A 17,103-nucleotide genomic window follows, 5' to 3' on the forward strand; every position below is an offset into this window, starting at 1 on the left:
TAATGTTCAAGAATCACGTTGAAAAAAAAATAAAAATTATTATAGAAACTTTAGATTTTCTTTATCCTAATCCTGTTAGTTCATTATATTACATTAATGAATTCACTTTACTTGTAGCTATCCTCCTGACTGCAAGAAGTAAGGAAAAGGAAGTCAACAAAATAACGAAACATTTGTTTAAAAAAATGAAAACCCCTCAAGAGGTAATTCAACATTCTATTAATGACATTAAAAATTCAATCAAACATGTTGGGCTTTATAACAAAAAATCTAAAAATATTTATGATTTATCCATTCTTTTAATGGAAAAATATCATGGTATTATACCAAAAAATATTTCTGAATTAGAATCTTTTCCAGGAGTAGGTCATAAAACGGCTTCTGTTTTTTTATCTTTTGTATCAAAAAAACGTGTATTTCCTATAGATACTCATATTTATAGAATGATGATCCGTTGGGGATTAAGTAGTGGTAAAAATATAAAACAAACGGAAAAAGATGCTAAAATAGTGTTCAAAAAAATGAATAATTGGAAAAAATTACATCTTCAAATCATTTTTTATGGAAAAGAATATTCTCCTTCTCAGAAATGGAATCTAAAAAAAGATATCATTTATCAAAAATTGATAAACCTTGATATAGAAAAAAAACTAAACTTAAACTAAAAAGGTAAATCATCAAAATCATCAGATGATAAAGATGGAGATATAGGAGAAGATGTTTTTTTTGTAGATCCTAAAGAATGTTGATGAATTTCCTCTATTTTCCATCCTTGTATAGAATTAAAATACTTAATTACCCCTTCTGGATTTGTCCATTCTCTTCCACGAATATTTATAAAAACTTTTATTTTATCTTCTAGTCTTATAGATCCTAATAGATCTACTTTATCTTGAATGAATTCTATTAATATATTTTGAGGATATGGCTCTTCCGTAGTTAGAACCATTTCTCTTTTTCTAAATCCACTTCCAAATTTTTGGGTATCAAATAATTTTTTAACTCTTCCTATTATTTCCATGTAATTTTTTAATTTTATGATTATTTTTGATTATTCGCATCATTCTTTTTTTTTAAATTTATAGATTCTCCAATCCTACTGGATATATTAAATGATGTAATCATATTATTTAACATTTCACTAGCAGCTCCTGGAGAATTAGGCAATAAAATTAAATTAGTATTAGTCTTGTCTCCTATAGATTGAAGAGTATCATAATGTTGAGTTACTACAATTAAAGCGGAAGCTTCTTGTGAATTGATTCCAAGATTATTTAATACTTCTACAGATTCCAAAATTCCTTTGGCTATTTCTCTTCGTTGATCCGCTGTTCCTTTTCCCTGCAATTTCTTGCTTTCAGCTTCAGCTTTAGCTTTAGCTACAATTTTAATTCTTTCAGCTTCAGCTTTATATTCTGCAGCAACTTTTTCTCTTTCTGCCGTATTAATACGATTCATAGCTTGTTTTACTTGTTCATCAGGATCAAGATCTGTTACTAATGCTTTAATAATAGAATATCCATAATCTAACATTGAACCTTCTAATTCTCTCTTGACAGCAAGAGCTATATGATCTTTTCTTTCAAAAACATCATCTAAACGCATTTTTGGAACCTCAGCTCTGACAACATCAAATATATAAGAAGTAATTTGGGAATTAGAATTATCCAACTTATAAAAAGCTTCATAAACTTTATCTTTAATAACTTGAAATTGTACCGAAATTTTTACTTTTACAAAAACATTATCTTTGGTTTTTGTATCTACCAAAATATCTAATTGTTGAATTTTTAATGTCATCTTTCCAACGATGTTATCTATGATAGGAATTTTAAAATGTAATCCAGCTTGACGAATACTATAAAATTTTCCAAGTCTCTCAATAATAGCAGCTGTTTGTTGATTGATTGTAAAAATAAAACTAGAAAAAAAAGATAGAACCAAAAGAACTAATAATCCATAAAATAACAAACTAAAAATACTCATATATTATTTATTATATATTAATTGAATTATATATTTCATTTTCATTTCATGTCATAATAAAAATAATCACATTCCCAGTTCTAAACGTGCCTCTTCACTCATAAATTCTCTACTCCAAGGAGGATCAAACGTTAAAACAAGATCTACATTTAAAATTCCTTCTATGGATTGAACTCTTTCTTTTACTTCTATAAGTAAACTCTCAGCAACTGGACAATTTGGAGTTGTAAGAGTCATGATTATTTTCACCTCTTTTTTACGAGAAACTTGTATATCATAAATCAACCCAAGTTCATAAATATCTACCGGTATTTCAGGATCATATATACTTTTTAATACAGAAATAATACGATCCTCCAATGAGGAAAAATCTTCATTCATAATTTATGATTTATACTATTTAATTTTTTTCCAAATTTATCAAAAAAACGAATAGGATAACCTAATTTCTTTAGAATAGGATACACTTCACTAGCTTTACCAATGACTAAAATCCTTACATTTTTTACAGGAATAAATTTTCTACTGGATTGAGAAATATTAGAAATAGTCACAGATTTTATACTCTTCAAATAATTTTTATAAAAACCACTTGGAAGATTATTTTTTATTTCACTAATAAAAAGATCACTAATTCTGTTTGGATCTTCTAAATCAAGAAGAAACTGACCGCTAATTTCTTTTTTCTTAATGTTCAGTTCCTCCAAAGAAACTTTTCTTTCCGTGATATTTCTAATTTCTTTTAGAATATCTTGAATCGCTTTCTCAGTAACTTCATTTCTTACCTGAGTATAAATAGAAAAATACCCTATATATTTATCTGATTTTAAAATAGAATAAACCCCATATGTGTAAGCATTTTTTTCTCTAATTTTTAAAAACAAACGGCTTTGAGGGCCTACTCCTAAAATTCCATTTGCTAAAAGAGAAGGAAAATATAGTGAATCACTTTTCTTAAAATTTACGGGACCTCCAAAACAAATTGTAGATTGAGTAAGAGATGGAATATCTACTATATCTATTTCTATTTTGTACGGAATTTTTACTTGACTTATCTTTTTTTTTGGTTGATTAAAATGAATTTTTTTTCTCTTCCATTGAGAAAAATAACGATTACATAATCTTTTTGCTTCTTGTAAAGAAACATCCCCTACAAAGGATAAATAGGAAATATTTGGAATGTAATATTTATGATACAATTTTTTCAAATCATTAAGAGTAATATTTTTTATAGTGTTATATGTTTCATATTCTCCATAAGGATGGTTTATTCCGAAATATAAAACATTTTTAACTCTATGTAAAATAGCATCTGGATCTTTTTCAGAAAGATTAATATCTATAATTCTTTGTTTGACTATTTTTTCTAATTCTTTGAAATTTTCAAATTTACTATTCATTACAATATCGCTCATAATAGCAATAGATTGATCTAAATGCTTTTTTAAAGTAGAAATAGATATTCCTGAAAAAGAAGTATATAAAGTAGTTCCAATATAATCTATAGATTCATCTAATTCCTCTTTAGAATAATTTTTCGTTCCAGAACGAAGCATTTGACCAAAAATTTTTCTTATTCCAGCTTTATTCTTTTCTAAAAAAGGAGGACAATCCAACTCTAATCCAATTCTAACTAAAGGAAGCTTATGATTTTCTACAATTAAAACTTTTAACCCATTTTTCATTTGAAATAATTTGGGTTTTTCAAGATTAATGGTAATCTTTTTTTTTAAAGATTTTGGGGGAATACTACGGTCAACTGTTTGAGCAAACATATTACTAAAAATTATAAGAATAATAATAATATTCTTTAAAAATTTAATTATTAGATGGAACATTATATAAACGGACTCTACAATTTTTATTTAAATATTTATTAGCAACTCTTTTAATATCTTCTACAGATATTTCAAGATATTTTTCAATATCTGTATTGATTAAATCTGTATTTTTATAGTATAAAGAATAATGAGCTAAATTGTCTGCTATTCCACTCATAGAATAATTTTTAAAAAGAAATTTTTTAGAAAAATAATTTCTTTGTTTTTCAAGTTCATACTGAGTGATCCCTTTTTCTTTTAAAATTTCAATTTCTTCATCTATAACTTTAGTTAATTGATCTAAAGTGACACCAGGATTTATGACCCCATATATAGTAAAAGTTCCATAATCTTCCATAGAATCTAAAAAAGATCCTGCATAAGAAGCCATTTGCTTTTGATTTACCACATTCTTCATTATACGAGAACTTTCTCCTGAAGAAAGAACATGATCTATAATTTTTAATACATAAGAATCTTTCTCTATGATTTTTGGAACTCTATATGATAAAAAAATTCCTGGAACTTTAGTATTCTTATCTACATATGTAGAAAATATTTCTTGATTGATGGGATCCTCTTCTATTCTCTTCATATGAAAGTTTATTTTTCCTTTTGGGATAGAAGAAAAATATTGATTTATCAGATTTCTTGCTTCATTCATATCAAAATCTCCTGCTACCACCAAAATTGCATTATTTGGAACATAATAGGTTTCATAAAATTTATTGTAATCTTCTTTTGTAGATGCATTTAAATCTTTTTCAAAACCAATAATTGGATATTGATAAGGATGTTTCTTAAATAACAAAGAAGGAATAATTTCTGAAATTGCTATTGCAAATGGTTGATTTTCTATTCGCATTTTTCTTTCTTCTTTGACGACTTCTCTTTGAATGTTAATACTTTCTTGATCTACTTTTGCATGAAACATTCTTTCAGACTCCAACCATAATGCTAAAGGAAGACGATCAGATGGTAAAATTTCATAATAACAAGTTTCATCATAATTTGTATAAGCATTATTTTTTCCTCCATTAGATGCTATATACTTAAAAAATTCTCCTTTTTTAACATTTTTAGATCCTTCAAACATAAGATGTTCAAAAAAATGAGCAAATCCGGATTTTCCGGGAGATTCATTTTTTGTTCCTACATGATATAAAACAGAAACAGAAACTAAAGGATTCGTGTTATCTTGATGTAAAATAACATGTAATCCATTTGATAGTGTTTCTTCAAAAAATCTAACTTTAGTTGTTGGATTGGCTTTTAAATGATTAGAATTTAACATTATTATTGTTATGATTGTTATTAAGAAATAAATTCTATTTCTATTCATGCATGAATGCAATTTTAAAAAATAAAACAACAAAGTTAAAGATTAGAAAAAGAAAATGACGAATTTTTTTATCCGAAAAATGGGATTTTTTTATTTTATTTTTGTTTCGTAAAAAAATTATGAATTGATTTGTTCATTATGAGAATGAGAAATTTTTTATATATCCTTTTATTTTTGTTTTCTTTTTTAAAAATAGAAACAAAAAATATAGAAGGAAATGCTGAAAGAGGATCGGAACTGTTCAAAAAAAATTGCACAGCTTGCCATTCCATAGATTTAGAAAAAAAAATGATAGGACCAGCTTTATCTGGAGTCGCAGAAAGAAGAAGTAGAGAATGGTTGCATAAATGGATTGTAGACAATAAATCTCTAAGAAAAAGTGGAGATAAAGAAGCGATAGCCATTTATAAAGAATATGGAAATACAGAAATGAATTCATTTCCACAACTATCCGAACAACAAATAGATGATATTTTATTTTTTATTAAAAATCCAATAAAGACTACAACAAAAAAAAAAGAAAATTCAGAAATACAAAATAATAATGGAAAACATAATGAAATAGAAACCTCCCCACAATTTTTAACTAAGATCATTGTTTTTGGATTTAGTATTTTATCTATTATTCTCCTTTGGATACTATATAGAATTAAAATTTTAACCAAATTATTAAGTGAAAATAATACCATTTTTCAAAAAAAACAACAAGAAGAAAAGAAAAAGAATTTTTTAAGAGTTAGTTACCTTTTTTTATCTAATAAATTTTTAGAAAAAAAAAAGATACTCTCATGTTGTTTTCTTGTATTTTTTTTCATATTGGGTGGATATGAGATATGGAATTTTTTAATGAAAATAGATATCAATAAAGGATATAAACCAGAACAACCTATTTATTTTTCTCATAAAATTCATTCTGGAATTAATGGGATTGATTGTCAATATTGTCATTCTACTGCTAAATACAGCAAAGTCTCTGGAATTCCTTCAACAAATATTTGCATGAATTGCCATATTACTATTAATGAATACAAAGGAGATTATCTTGAAAAAGGAAAAAGCAGAGAGGAATATAATCAAGAAATACAAAAAATATATCACTCAGTAGGTTGGAATCCAGAAAAAAGAGAATACTCGGAAAAAACTCATTCTATTCAATGGATTCGAATCCACAATATGCCAGATTTTGTTCATTTTGATCATTCTCAACATATAATAACTGGAAAAAAAATGATAAAAAAATCAAAAAAAGTAGATTTAGTTTGTAATGCTTGTCATGGTGAAGTTCAAAATATGGATCAAGTAGAAATGTCTAATGATTTTACTATGGAATGGTGTATTTCTTGTCATAGAAAAACAGAAATAGATACTAATAATCAATACTATATTGAACATTTTCCAAATTTCATTAAACAAGAAAAAAAAACAACTATAGATATGATTGGAGGAACAGAATGTGCAAAATGCCACTATTAAAATTAAAACGTTCTTAATTCCTTAATTATTCTTCTTTACTTATTATTTTGTTCTATGTTAATTAAAATATTATTTTTAGTTATTAAATAAACAGCTATTTTTTTTTACTAATTACGTATAGTAGTGAAAAATATTAGAAAAAAAATAGAAGATACCTTAGTTTTTTTTATTTTATTATTATTATGAAATCAAATCAAAATATTATTTGTTGTAGTAGTACCGATGCTTCTGATTCTGTTGATAATAGAGGAGAAATTCCAGTTAAAGTTTTTTTACAAAAAAAAACGTCTAGACGTGATTTTCTAAAATGGATCGGGTTTAGTACAGCTTCTGTAACTTTAGCAGCATGTAAAGGACCAGTCATTAAATCTATTCCTTATATAGTTAAGCCAGATGCTATCACTCCAGGAATTCCTAACTATTACGCATCTACTATGATAGATTCTTTTGATATGGGAAGTGTATTAGTGAAAACTAGAGAAGGACGTCCTATTAAAATAGAACCTAATTTAACGTCAAAATATTTTAATACAACATCGTCTAGAATACAATCTTCAATTTTATCTCTTTATGATGAAGAAAGATTAAAAAGTCCATTTATTAATGGAAAAAAATGTTCTTGGAATCAAGTAGATGATTATGTCATTCAACATTTAAAAAAAATATCTCTCTTAAAAAAAGAGATTGTTTTTCTTTCATCTTCTTTTCCAAGTTTTTCTACAAAAAAATTAATTCAGGATTTTACAAAAATGTATCCTACCACTCAATGGATTACTTATGATGCGATTTCATATTCTAAAGCTTTAGATGCTACTGAAGAGATCCTTGGATATCGCGGATTTCCAGTTTTTGATTTATCAAAAATAGAATTAATAGTATCTTTTGATGCTGATTTTTTGGGAGATTGGTGTCCAGAAAATATGGGAAGAGCTTATGCAAAAGCTAGAATACCAGATAAATATATGATGAAACATATTCAAATAGAAAGTAATATGACATTATCTGGAGCAAATGCAGATATTCGTATTTCAAAAAAGCCTTCCGAGATAAAAAAAATGTTATTTGAAGTCTATCAACAGCTTTTTTTAGGAATAGAATCTAATGACGAATATGTTAAAAAAATAGCCTTCTTAATAAAAAAGAAAGGATCAAAAAGTGTTATTTTTGCAGATGGAGATAAAGAATCTTATATTCAATCTCTTTTGATAAATCAAAAAATCAACAGTAATGCTTTACAAGAAAAATTTTTTTTCTCAAAAGAAAGCAATGATGAAAAATTCAAAAAATTTATAGAAGATCTAGAAAAAGATAAAGTAGGAGCTCTCTTCATTCATAATACAAACCCTATCTATAGTCTTCCATTTCCTGATAATAATAAAGTAAAAAAACTCTTAAAAAAGATTCCTCTTACTGTTTCTTTTTCTATGAAAAAAGATGAAACTAATGAAGTGATAAATGTTTTAGCCTCTATTCCTCATTGGCTTGAAAGTTGGGGAGATACTCATCCTGTCACAGGAGTTTATACCCTTATTCAACCTGCAATTCAACGTATTTTCAATACAAGACAATTTCAAGAATCCTTAATCATTTGGGGAAAAATTCAAGAAAAAAATTATTACGATTATTTAAAAAAAACTTGGGAACAAGAAATCATTCCAAAATCAAATGTTTCCTCTTTTAATGAAGCTTTGTTTCATGGAGTTATAGAAATAAAAGAAAATATAACTTTCAAAAAGACATCCACATCCAATAATTATTATAATTATGGTGATAAAAAATTAACAAACTATGAAAAAAAATTAGAAAAATATTTTGAACTTAGATTATACACAAAAACAAGTATGGGAGATGGACATCAATATAATAATCCTTGGTTACAAGAACTTCCAGATCCTATCACACGAGCTACTTGGGATAATTATTTAACTATATCCTCTGATGATGCAAAAAAAATAGGATTAGAAAATTGGTATACAGGGAGTGGAGCTATGAATGGAAATTGTGTTGATTTAATAAAAAATAACAAAACACTAATTAAAGACCTACCTATTTATATTCAACCTGGACAAGCTATAGGATCTGTAGGATTAGCTTTTGGATATGGACAAATAGAAAAATTCTCTAAAATATGTTGTAGTCATAATAATGGAAAAAATGCTTATATCGTTTACGAAAATTTTGATTTAGTACAACGAAATATACAAATCAAAAAAGTAAATAAAATACATAAATTTGCTTGTGTACAATTACAAAACACCACCGTAGGAAGGAATTTAGCAAAAGAAACAGATTTAGAAACTTTTTTAAAAAAACCTATAGAATTTTGGAATGAACAAGAAAAAATTTCCACTCACAAAGGAATGATCTCCCCAAACCAAATTTCCATTTGGGAGGATAAAAGTCATGAAAAAGAAAAAAAAGGACATCATTTTAATTTATCTATAGATTTAAATGCTTGTATTGGATGTGGATCTTGCGTTATATCATGTCATTCGGAAAATAATGTTCCTGTTGTTGGAAAGGAAGAGATAAGAAAGTCTAGAGATATGCATTGGATACGTGTTGATAGATATTATTCTTCTTCTGAAAAGGTATCTTTTCAACCTATCCTGTGTCAACATTGTGATTATGCTCCTTGTGAAACTGTGTGTCCAGTAGGGGCAACAGTACACGGAGAACAAGGTCAAAATATGATGGCCTATAATCGTTGTGTAGGAACACGTTATTGTGCAAATAATTGTCCTTATAAAGTAAGACGTTTTAATTGGTTCGACTATGCAAATAATCATAAATTTGATTTCAACATGAATAATACCCTAGGAAAAATGTCTCTTAATCCAGATGTCGTTGTAAGAACCAGAGGAGTTATGGAAAAATGTTCCTTGTGCATACAAAGAACACAATACACTATAGGAATAGCAAAAAAAGAAAATAGAAAGATAAAAGATGAAGAATTTGAAACCGCTTGTAGTATTTCTTGTCCTACCGATGCAATTGTTTTTGGAGATATTAATAATAAAAACAGTCACATTTCAAGAAAAATCAAAGATTCAAGATCCTATAAACTTCTTGATTTTATAGGAATACGTCCAAATGTTTCTTATCAATTAAAAATTAGAAATAAAAATTTGAAATAGGAGGAAAAATTATGCCAAGTAACTATGAATCTTCTATAAGAGATCCATTAATTATCGGAAAAAAAACATATCAAAACATCACAGATGATATTTTAAAACCTATAGAAAAAAAAGCTGGAAATTTATGGTGGATGGCATTTTTCATTTCTATTTTAGCTTTTTTATGGGGATTAGGATGTATTATTTATACCTTAGGAACAGGAATAGGGGTTTGGGGATTAAATAGAACTATCAATTGGGCTTGGGATATCACTAATTTTGTTTGGTGGGTTGGAATTGGTCATGCTGGAACTTTAATTTCAGCCGTTTTATTGTTATTTAGACAAAAATGGCGTTTATCTATTAATAGATCAGCTGAAGCTATGACCATTTTTGCGGTAATTCAAGCTGGATTATTTCCTATTATTCATATGGGAAGACCATGGAACGCTCACTGGGTATTACCTATTCCTAACCAATTTGGAAGTTTATGGCCCAATTTTAATTCTCCCCTTTTATGGGATGTATTTGCCATTAGTACTTATTTTTCTGTATCAACTGTTTTCTGGTTTATGGGATTAATTCCAGATTTTGCTATGATACGAGATAGAGTGACAGATCCCATTCAAAAAAAAATCTATAGCATCCTTAGTTTTGGATGGGGAGGTACATCTAAAGATTGGAAAAGATTTGAAGAAATTTCTTTAATTTTAGCTGGGTTATGTACTCCATTAGTTTTTTCAGTACACACAATTGTTTCTTTTGATTTTTCTACCTCTGTCATCAAGGGGTGGCATAGCACTATATTTCCTCCTTATTTTGTAGCTGGAGCTATCTTTTCAGGATTTGCAATGGTACAAACTTTATTAGGTGTAACACGAAAAGTTCTTTCTTTAGAAAGTTATATTACGAGAAATCATATTGAATATATGAATATGATCATTTTGTTAACAGGAGGAATCGTTTTTTTAGCTTATCTTTCTGAATTTATTCTTTCATGGTACTCAAGCAATCCTTTCGAGGAATATACTTATTTTTCTATCAAAGCAGCTACAGGTCCATTTTGGTGGGCTTTTTGGACTTTAATTCTTTGTAATGTAATTATTCCACAATTTTTATGGATAAAATCTGTAAGAAGAAGTTTCTTTTGGTCTTATCTTATAGCAATTTTTATAAATATTGGAATGTGGTTTGAAAGATTTGACATTATTGTATTGAATTTAAGTCGGGATTATATCCCTTCTTCTTGGACTGGATTTCTTCCATCATTTGTAGATGTTGGGATATTTATAGGAACAATTGGTTTTTTTTTCATTCTTTATTTATTATATATCCGTGTATTTCCAGTAATTTCTCAGTCAGAATTGAAAACGATATTGAAATCTTCTAACAAAGATTTTGTATCTACTAATTAATTAATAAAAAAATGAATCAATATGGATTTTATACAACATATTCATGCATTATATGATAGGGATGATTTAATGATAAATAGTATAAAAATTCTTAAAAAAAATGGAATCAATATACATGAAATCTATTCTCCATTTCCAATTCATCATTTGAACGATGTACTTGAATTGAAAAAAACACATCTATCTTTTTTCTCTTTTATATATGGATTATTAGGATTTTTGACAGGGAGTGTCCTTACTTGGTATACCATGATTTGGGATTGGCCACAAAATATTGGAGGAAAACCTTCTTTTTCTTGGATTAGAAATATTCCTTCTTTTGTCCCTGTTATATTTGAATTATCCATTTTTTTTTCTGCACATTTCATGTGTATTACTTATCTTATTCAATGTAGATTATTTCCAGGATTTATTCCAAAAAATCCTGACCCAAGAACTACTAATAATATGTTTTTAATAGAAATTCATACAACAAAAAAGAATACTGAAAACAAAAAATTAATGAGTTTATTAAAAAAAAATGGGGCTATGGAAGTCAACATAAAAAAAATGAAAATGAATTCAAATCAATTATGATCATAAAATATTTTTATGTTGTAATCATTGATTTAATAACAATCATTATCATTATGATGTTAAATTCCTGTTGGTTTGATAAATCTAAGCCCAATAGAGTGTACATGCCAGATATGTACTATTCGGACGCTTATGAACCTTATTCAGATCCATATCCCGATTATAAAAAACCTACTAAAGTTATTCAACTTCCTTTTTTTTTAGGAAAAAAAGGATCTTCACTTTTACCAGTGAAAGGAACTGTTCCAAGAAATTCTTATGGATTTTTTTCTTATAATATTCCGAATACAAATGAAGGATATAATGATTCTAAAAAAATTGTGAGATATCCTTTACAAAAAAAGGAGAATCAAAAGATTCAAAATAAAAACAAAACAAATAAAATAATTCTAGAAGATGGAAAAAATATCTATCAAATAAACTGTTCCATTTGTCATGGAAATAATGGAGATGGACAAGGTTTTTTGGTAAAAAATGAAAAAATATTAGGAATTCCTAGTTATAAGGATAGAGATATAACTATTGGAAGTGTTTATCATGTTGTTACATATGGAAAAAATAACATGAGTTCTTATGCTTCTCAATTAAATGAAATTGACAGATGGAAAGTCGCAGAATATGTAATGTATTTAAAAAATAAATAGTAAAAAAAATGTATCAATTTTCTAAAAAATTGAAGAAAATTATTTTCATAATAATGTTCACAGGTTTATTTTTTCTTTTTATTGAAAAAATATCATTTTCAATGAATAATTTTTTTAATGAAAAAAAAACATTCTCTATTCATAAAAAATATGATAAAAAAGAAAATCAACCTTGGATGAGTCTATATATAGGTTTTTTTTATTTTACCACTATTTCTCTAGGTTCATTATTTTTTTTATGCATACAAAATATATCAAAATCAGGATGGTCTATTGTCATTCATCCTGTCATGGAGGGGGTGTCTTCTTTCCTTCCATATGGTGGATTAATGATATTAATCATTTTATTCTTAAACGCTATGGGATTTATTCATTTATTTCATTGGATGGATCTTTCTTTAGAGAATAATAATCCTACTTCATTCAAATATGACAAAATTATTGCCAATAAAAAATTATTTCTTAATATTCCTTTTTTCTTAATAAGAAGTATCATTTATATAGCAGGATGGAGTTTTTTTTATTTTAGAATCAAAAAAATATCTCATATGTTAAATGTGACACGTTCCTTAATATTTTATAAACAATTAAATAGACTCTCTGTTATTTTTATTATTTTTTTTTCTATAACATCTATTCTCATGGGATGGGATTGGATTATGTCCTTAAATCCTCATTGGTTTAGCACTTTATTTAGCTGGTATGTTTTAAGCACTTATATAGTAACAGGAATTGGAAGTATTACAATAATATCTATTTATCTCAAAAAAAAAGGATATTTTCCTTTTTTTAACGAAAATCATTTACATGATTTAAGCAAATATCTTTTTTCTACTAGTTTATTATGGACGTATTTTTGGTTTTCACAATTTTTATTATATTGGTATGGAAATATTCCAGAAGAAATTTTTTATTTTATAAAGAGAGAAGAAATATATCATTCTGTTCATTTATGGATGATAATTCCAAATTTTTTAGTTCCTTTTTTTGGTTTGATGAGTAGTAAAAGCAAAACAAATCCAAAAATAGTTTTTATAGTGACTTGTATCTTACTTATTGGACATTATATAGATATATACAGTTTGATAGCTCCTGATGTCAAATTATCGTATCCAAAATTTGGATTATATGAAATTGGATCTTTGTTATTAGTAGGATCTATTTTTAGTTATATTTTATTTATAAATTTGAATAAAAAAGAATTTAGTTTTATTGGAAATCCTTTTTTTCAAGAAAGTAAAAACTACAAATATCCTTATATGTGAGTAGTATTGGCATCTTTATCTTTTTTTTACAAAATTCATTATAGATTTATTGGATCCAAAAAGAGTTAAAATGTCTCCTTTTTGTAAAATAGTATCTCCAGTAACTAACCCTATCACTTTTCTGGTAGGATTTTTCTTAGAAGACATAGGATTTTTAAGATCTCTTATGACAGTAATTAAAGAAACAGAATATTTTTGTGTTAAATTGAGACTTTTCACAGATTTTCCATTAAAAGAATGTGGGGAAAAAACTTCTGCAATGGAATGTTTATGATCCACTCTAAAATAATCTAAAGCATAATTAAAAGAGATTTGTTTAGTTAATCGAAAAGCGGCATCTTGTTCTGGATGAACAACATTATTAATTCCCATTGCTTCTAGTATTGTATCATGTATTTTAGATAATGATCGACTCACTATTTTAAGATGTTTATATTTTTTCAGTATAGCCGTAGTTACTATAGAAGAACCTTCATTTTCTCCAATAGCTACAATTCCTAGATCCGCTTGTTGGATTGGTAAAACTTTATATGCGTATTCATTATTTGCATCCATACAGACGACATTAGCTATATGATCTTTTAACAAATCAACTTTTTCCATCTTATGATCTACACCGAAAACTTCATGACCATTATCTGTCAAATGAAGAGCTAAAGATCTTCCAAAATTTCCTAGTCCAATAATTATAATTTTCATTTTTATGAATTTAAATAATAGTCAAATCATTTCATTATTATTTTATCAAAAGACATTAATCATAAAAAAATAAAATTAATTTAACACAAAGGTAAGTAAGTCGTAGTAATTCTTCTCTAAATTAACTGATGAGAATATATCCTTTAGGATATCTATAATAATAATCATGAGTCCTAATTCTATTTTTTAATAATCCTAACATAATATTGAAAACACCTATTCTTCCTAAAAACATTAGGATGATTAAAACTAATTTACTTCCAATAGATAAATTGGAAGTAATTCCTAAAGATAATCCTGCTGTTGAAAATGCAGAAAAAACTTCAAAAGAAATGGATAAAATATCCTGTTTAGGATCCAAACATAGAATAATCAAAATACTAATATATATTACAATAATGGATAACATTATAATAGAAAAAGCTAGTTTAATAGATTCCGAAGAAATTTCTTTTCTTTGAATCTCTAATCTAGATTTTCCTCTAGATAAAGAAATAATATTCATTAATGCCAATGCAAAAGTACTTGTTTTTATTCCACCACCTGTAGAAGCTGGAGAAGCCCCAATCCACATTAAAAAAATAGTAAATAAAATAGTGACTGGAGCTAATTCTTTCATATCTAATACTTGAAACCCTGCTGTTCTAGATGTTGCAGAAGAAAAAAATGATACAACCCATTTTCCTATAAAAGAAGTATGTTCTGAAAGAGAACAATGGTATTCACTAATATAATAAAAAAGAGTTCCTAAAAAAAGAAAAAAACACGTTGTAAATACAACAATTTTTGTATTTAACGTGACAATATGGACAGGATATCTAAAATATTCGTCTTTAAAAATTTTATAAAAAAATTTTTTCAATGTTAACCATATATATGTAAAAAAATTAAATAAAATATCAAATCCTATTCCTCCCAATATTAATAAACAGGCAATGATAAACTGTAACCAATAATTAAACCTCACAGATTCGGAATAAAGACCTTGACTAAGGGTGGAAAATCCACTATTACAAAAAGCTGATACAGAATGAAAAATAGAAAAAAACAATGGATTTTCTAATTTCATTCTATCTCTATTAATGGAAAAATAAATTAATAAAGCTCCTATAATTTCTACTATTAAAGTAAACATAACCACTTTTACTGCCAAACTAAGAACATTATTTGTGGTTTTTTTATTTAAAAAATTACTAATATAAATCCCTTCTCTGAAAGAAAATCCATCCCTAAAAAAATAACTAAAAAAAGAAGTAATAGTTAAAATTCCTAAACCTCCAAGTTCCACTAAAGTAAGTATAATTATTTTTCCTAAATAAGTAAAATCTTTTGCTGTATCTAATACGACTAATCCAGTAACACAAACGGCACTTGTAGAAGTAAAAAAAGCATCTACGAAGGATATTCCTTTTACTGTAGATGCTGGAAGCATTAGTAATACAGATCCCAAAAAAGATAAAAGGACAAAACTCGTAATAAAAATAAAAGCAGGATTATGTATTTTAACGTACACAATTCGCATGAAATATGTAATGCAGATGAGTATATATAAAATGAGACTAATAAACAAGGAAATTTTGATATCTGCAATTTTTTCATTTCTACAAAAAATTTGAAAAAAAGAAAAAATAAGAGAAATCATCAAAATTAAAAAGGATAAAAAAATCATAGATTGATATCCCTTATTAAGGTTTTTTTTAAAAAGAATAAATAAATGTAAAAGACTTAATAATAATACTATACCAATAAGTATTACTGAATTGAAAAAAGGATTTATGGAAGTTTTCCATCCTAAAGATATCATGATATACAGAAATAAAACTGGAGTTATAAATGGTAATAGATTTCTATATCTAATTTTTATCATACATCCTTTTTTTTTGAAAAATTTTACTTATTTATCATCTAATTTCTTTATGTTTCTTTAAAAAAAAACGCTATCAAAAAAAATTAAGTTTGTAATAATAATCATAATCTAATAACCATTTTTTTCTGTTGATCCTTATTCAAAGAATAAAAAGGAATAAAAGAGACTCCTCTATATATTAAATTGTTTTATAAATAAAAAGGTCTAAATGTTTCAATTTTATTGAATTCTTTGTTACAAAATTTAACATAAGAAAGAAAAGACATTTCCATTGCAGATGGATTAATCTGAGAAATAAAACGAAAATTTTTGAAGAAAATTTTTTTTTCTGAAAACCCAACATTTCCAAAAAAATATACTTTTCTATTTTTTGTAATAGATTGAAAAAAATTATCTCCTAATTTTTTTATAGAAATAGGACATAGCATCTTTTTAGATTGATTAAATAATGAAGTATAAACAAAATCTGATTTCGCATGTATCATGGGGATTAAAAATCCATCTTCATCTTGGATATGATTAATTTTTTGAACCATAATAGTTAATGTATCTACTGATAATAATGGGATCCCTAAAGAACAACACAAACCTTTAGCTGCAGAGATCCCTATTCTTAAAGAAGTATACGATCCTGGTCCTTGACTCACACAAATTGATTCTAAATTATTGAAATCAATTTTCGAAATTGTAATCGCATACTGTATAAATGTATGCAGTTTTTCAGAATGAAGGAATTTATCCGAATTTTCTTCTATAGAAATCAGACATATTCCGTTTTTTGCTATACTTACTGAACAATTTTTTGTAGAAGTTTCCAAATTAAGAATTAAGGACATTTGATTAATTTTACAATTTTTTTCTTTAATTCTAATTTTTTTCTTATTCTTAAAATATAATCAA

At 26.3% G+C, this 17,103-nt stretch carries 15 protein-coding genes; 7 read left to right on the forward strand and 8 right to left on the reverse strand.

Going from position 1 to position 17,103, the window contains the following annotated elements; translation table 11 throughout:
• Positions 1-2 precede the first annotated feature (2 nt).
• Positions 3-665, forward strand: coding sequence for an endonuclease III domain-containing protein (locus H0H53_RS00260; protein ID WP_185870547.1), 663 nt, complete (start codon positions 3-5; stop codon positions 663-665).
• Here the strand turns inward: H0H53_RS00260 and H0H53_RS00265 are convergent.
• The 5 genes from H0H53_RS00265 to H0H53_RS00285 all read right to left on the reverse strand — a co-directional run bounded on the left by H0H53_RS00265 (position 662) and on the right by H0H53_RS00285 (position 5,100).
• On the reverse strand, positions 662-1,021 hold the full coding sequence (locus H0H53_RS00265) for a DUF3127 domain-containing protein (protein WP_185870548.1): 360 nt from the start codon (positions 1,019-1,021) through the stop codon (positions 662-664). The genes H0H53_RS00260 and H0H53_RS00265 overlap by 4 nt on opposite strands.
• 20 nt (positions 1,022-1,041) lie before the next feature.
• Positions 1,042-1,986 (reverse strand): SPFH domain-containing protein, encoded by a 945-nt coding sequence (locus tag H0H53_RS00270; RefSeq protein ID WP_185870549.1) that lies wholly within the window; start codon positions 1,984-1,986, stop codon positions 1,042-1,044.
• A gap of 66 nt (positions 1,987-2,052) precedes the next feature.
• Entirely contained in the window at positions 2,053-2,367 is a 315-nt protein-coding gene (locus H0H53_RS00275; protein ID WP_185870550.1) for an iron-sulfur cluster assembly protein, read from the reverse strand.
• Positions 2,364-3,761, reverse strand: a complete 1,398-nt coding sequence (locus H0H53_RS00280) for a M16 family metallopeptidase (RefSeq protein WP_185870551.1) — start codon at positions 3,759-3,761, stop codon at positions 2,364-2,366. Before H0H53_RS00280 ends, H0H53_RS00275 begins: the two co-directional genes overlap by 4 nt.
• A gap of 43 nt (positions 3,762-3,804) precedes the next feature.
• Positions 3,805-5,100, reverse strand: a complete 1,296-nt coding sequence (locus H0H53_RS00285; RefSeq protein WP_185870552.1) for a M16 family metallopeptidase — start codon at positions 5,098-5,100, stop codon at positions 3,805-3,807.
• Positions 5,101-5,286: 186 nt separating this feature from the next.
• Here H0H53_RS00285 and H0H53_RS00290 point away from each other — a divergent pair, with 186 nt between their 5' ends.
• From H0H53_RS00290 to H0H53_RS00315, 6 genes are all read left to right on the forward strand, one after another.
• A complete protein-coding gene (locus tag H0H53_RS00290; protein ID WP_185870762.1) occupies positions 5,287-6,621 on the forward strand; it encodes a c-type cytochrome in 1,335 nt (444 codons plus the stop codon).
• Between the two features lie 182 nt (positions 6,622-6,803).
• Positions 6,804-9,758 carry a 4Fe-4S dicluster domain-containing protein gene (locus H0H53_RS00295; protein ID WP_185870553.1) on the forward strand — a complete coding sequence of 985 codons (2,955 nt, stop codon included), beginning with the start codon at positions 6,804-6,806 and terminating at the stop codon, positions 9,756-9,758.
• A gap of 11 nt (positions 9,759-9,769) precedes the next feature.
• Entirely contained in the window at positions 9,770-11,152 is a 1,383-nt protein-coding gene (gene nrfD / locus H0H53_RS00300) for an NrfD/PsrC family molybdoenzyme membrane anchor subunit (protein ID WP_185870554.1), read from the forward strand.
• Positions 11,153-11,173: 21 nt separating this feature from the next.
• Positions 11,174-11,728, forward strand: a complete 555-nt coding sequence (locus H0H53_RS00305) for a DUF3341 domain-containing protein (protein ID WP_185870555.1) — start codon at positions 11,174-11,176, stop codon at positions 11,726-11,728.
• Positions 11,725-12,372 (forward strand): c-type cytochrome, encoded by a 648-nt coding sequence (locus H0H53_RS00310; RefSeq protein ID WP_185870556.1) that lies wholly within the window; start codon positions 11,725-11,727, stop codon positions 12,370-12,372. Before H0H53_RS00305 ends, H0H53_RS00310 begins: the two co-directional genes overlap by 4 nt.
• A gap of 101 nt (positions 12,373-12,473) precedes the next feature.
• Positions 12,474-13,637 (forward strand): hypothetical protein, encoded by a 1,164-nt coding sequence (locus tag H0H53_RS00315; RefSeq protein ID WP_317168596.1) that lies wholly within the window; start codon positions 12,474-12,476, stop codon positions 13,635-13,637.
• A gap of 15 nt (positions 13,638-13,652) precedes the next feature.
• Here the strand turns inward: H0H53_RS00315 and H0H53_RS00320 are convergent, their stop codons facing one another.
• The 3 genes from H0H53_RS00320 to tsaB all read right to left on the reverse strand — a co-directional run bounded on the left by H0H53_RS00320 (position 13,653) and on the right by tsaB (position 17,039).
• Positions 13,653-14,336: a potassium channel family protein gene (locus tag H0H53_RS00320; protein ID WP_185870558.1), complete on the reverse strand. Its 684-nt coding sequence runs from the start codon at positions 14,334-14,336 to the stop codon at positions 13,653-13,655.
• A gap of 121 nt (positions 14,337-14,457) precedes the next feature.
• Positions 14,458-16,203: a TrkH family potassium uptake protein gene (locus tag H0H53_RS00325; protein ID WP_185870559.1), complete on the reverse strand. Its 1,746-nt coding sequence runs from the start codon at positions 16,201-16,203 to the stop codon at positions 14,458-14,460.
• A gap of 188 nt (positions 16,204-16,391) precedes the next feature.
• The gene (tsaB, locus tag H0H53_RS00330; RefSeq protein WP_185870560.1) at positions 16,392-17,039 is read right to left on the reverse strand and encodes a tRNA (adenosine(37)-N6)-threonylcarbamoyltransferase complex dimerization subunit type 1 TsaB; all 648 of its coding nucleotides are present in this window, start codon (positions 17,037-17,039) and stop codon (positions 16,392-16,394) included.
• Between the last annotated feature and the right edge of the window lie 64 nt (positions 17,040-17,103).

It is taken from the genome of Blattabacterium cuenoti (assembly GCF_014251955.1).
GTDB classification, from domain to species: Bacteria; Bacteroidota; Bacteroidia; order Flavobacteriales; family Blattabacteriaceae; genus Blattabacterium; species Blattabacterium cuenoti_L.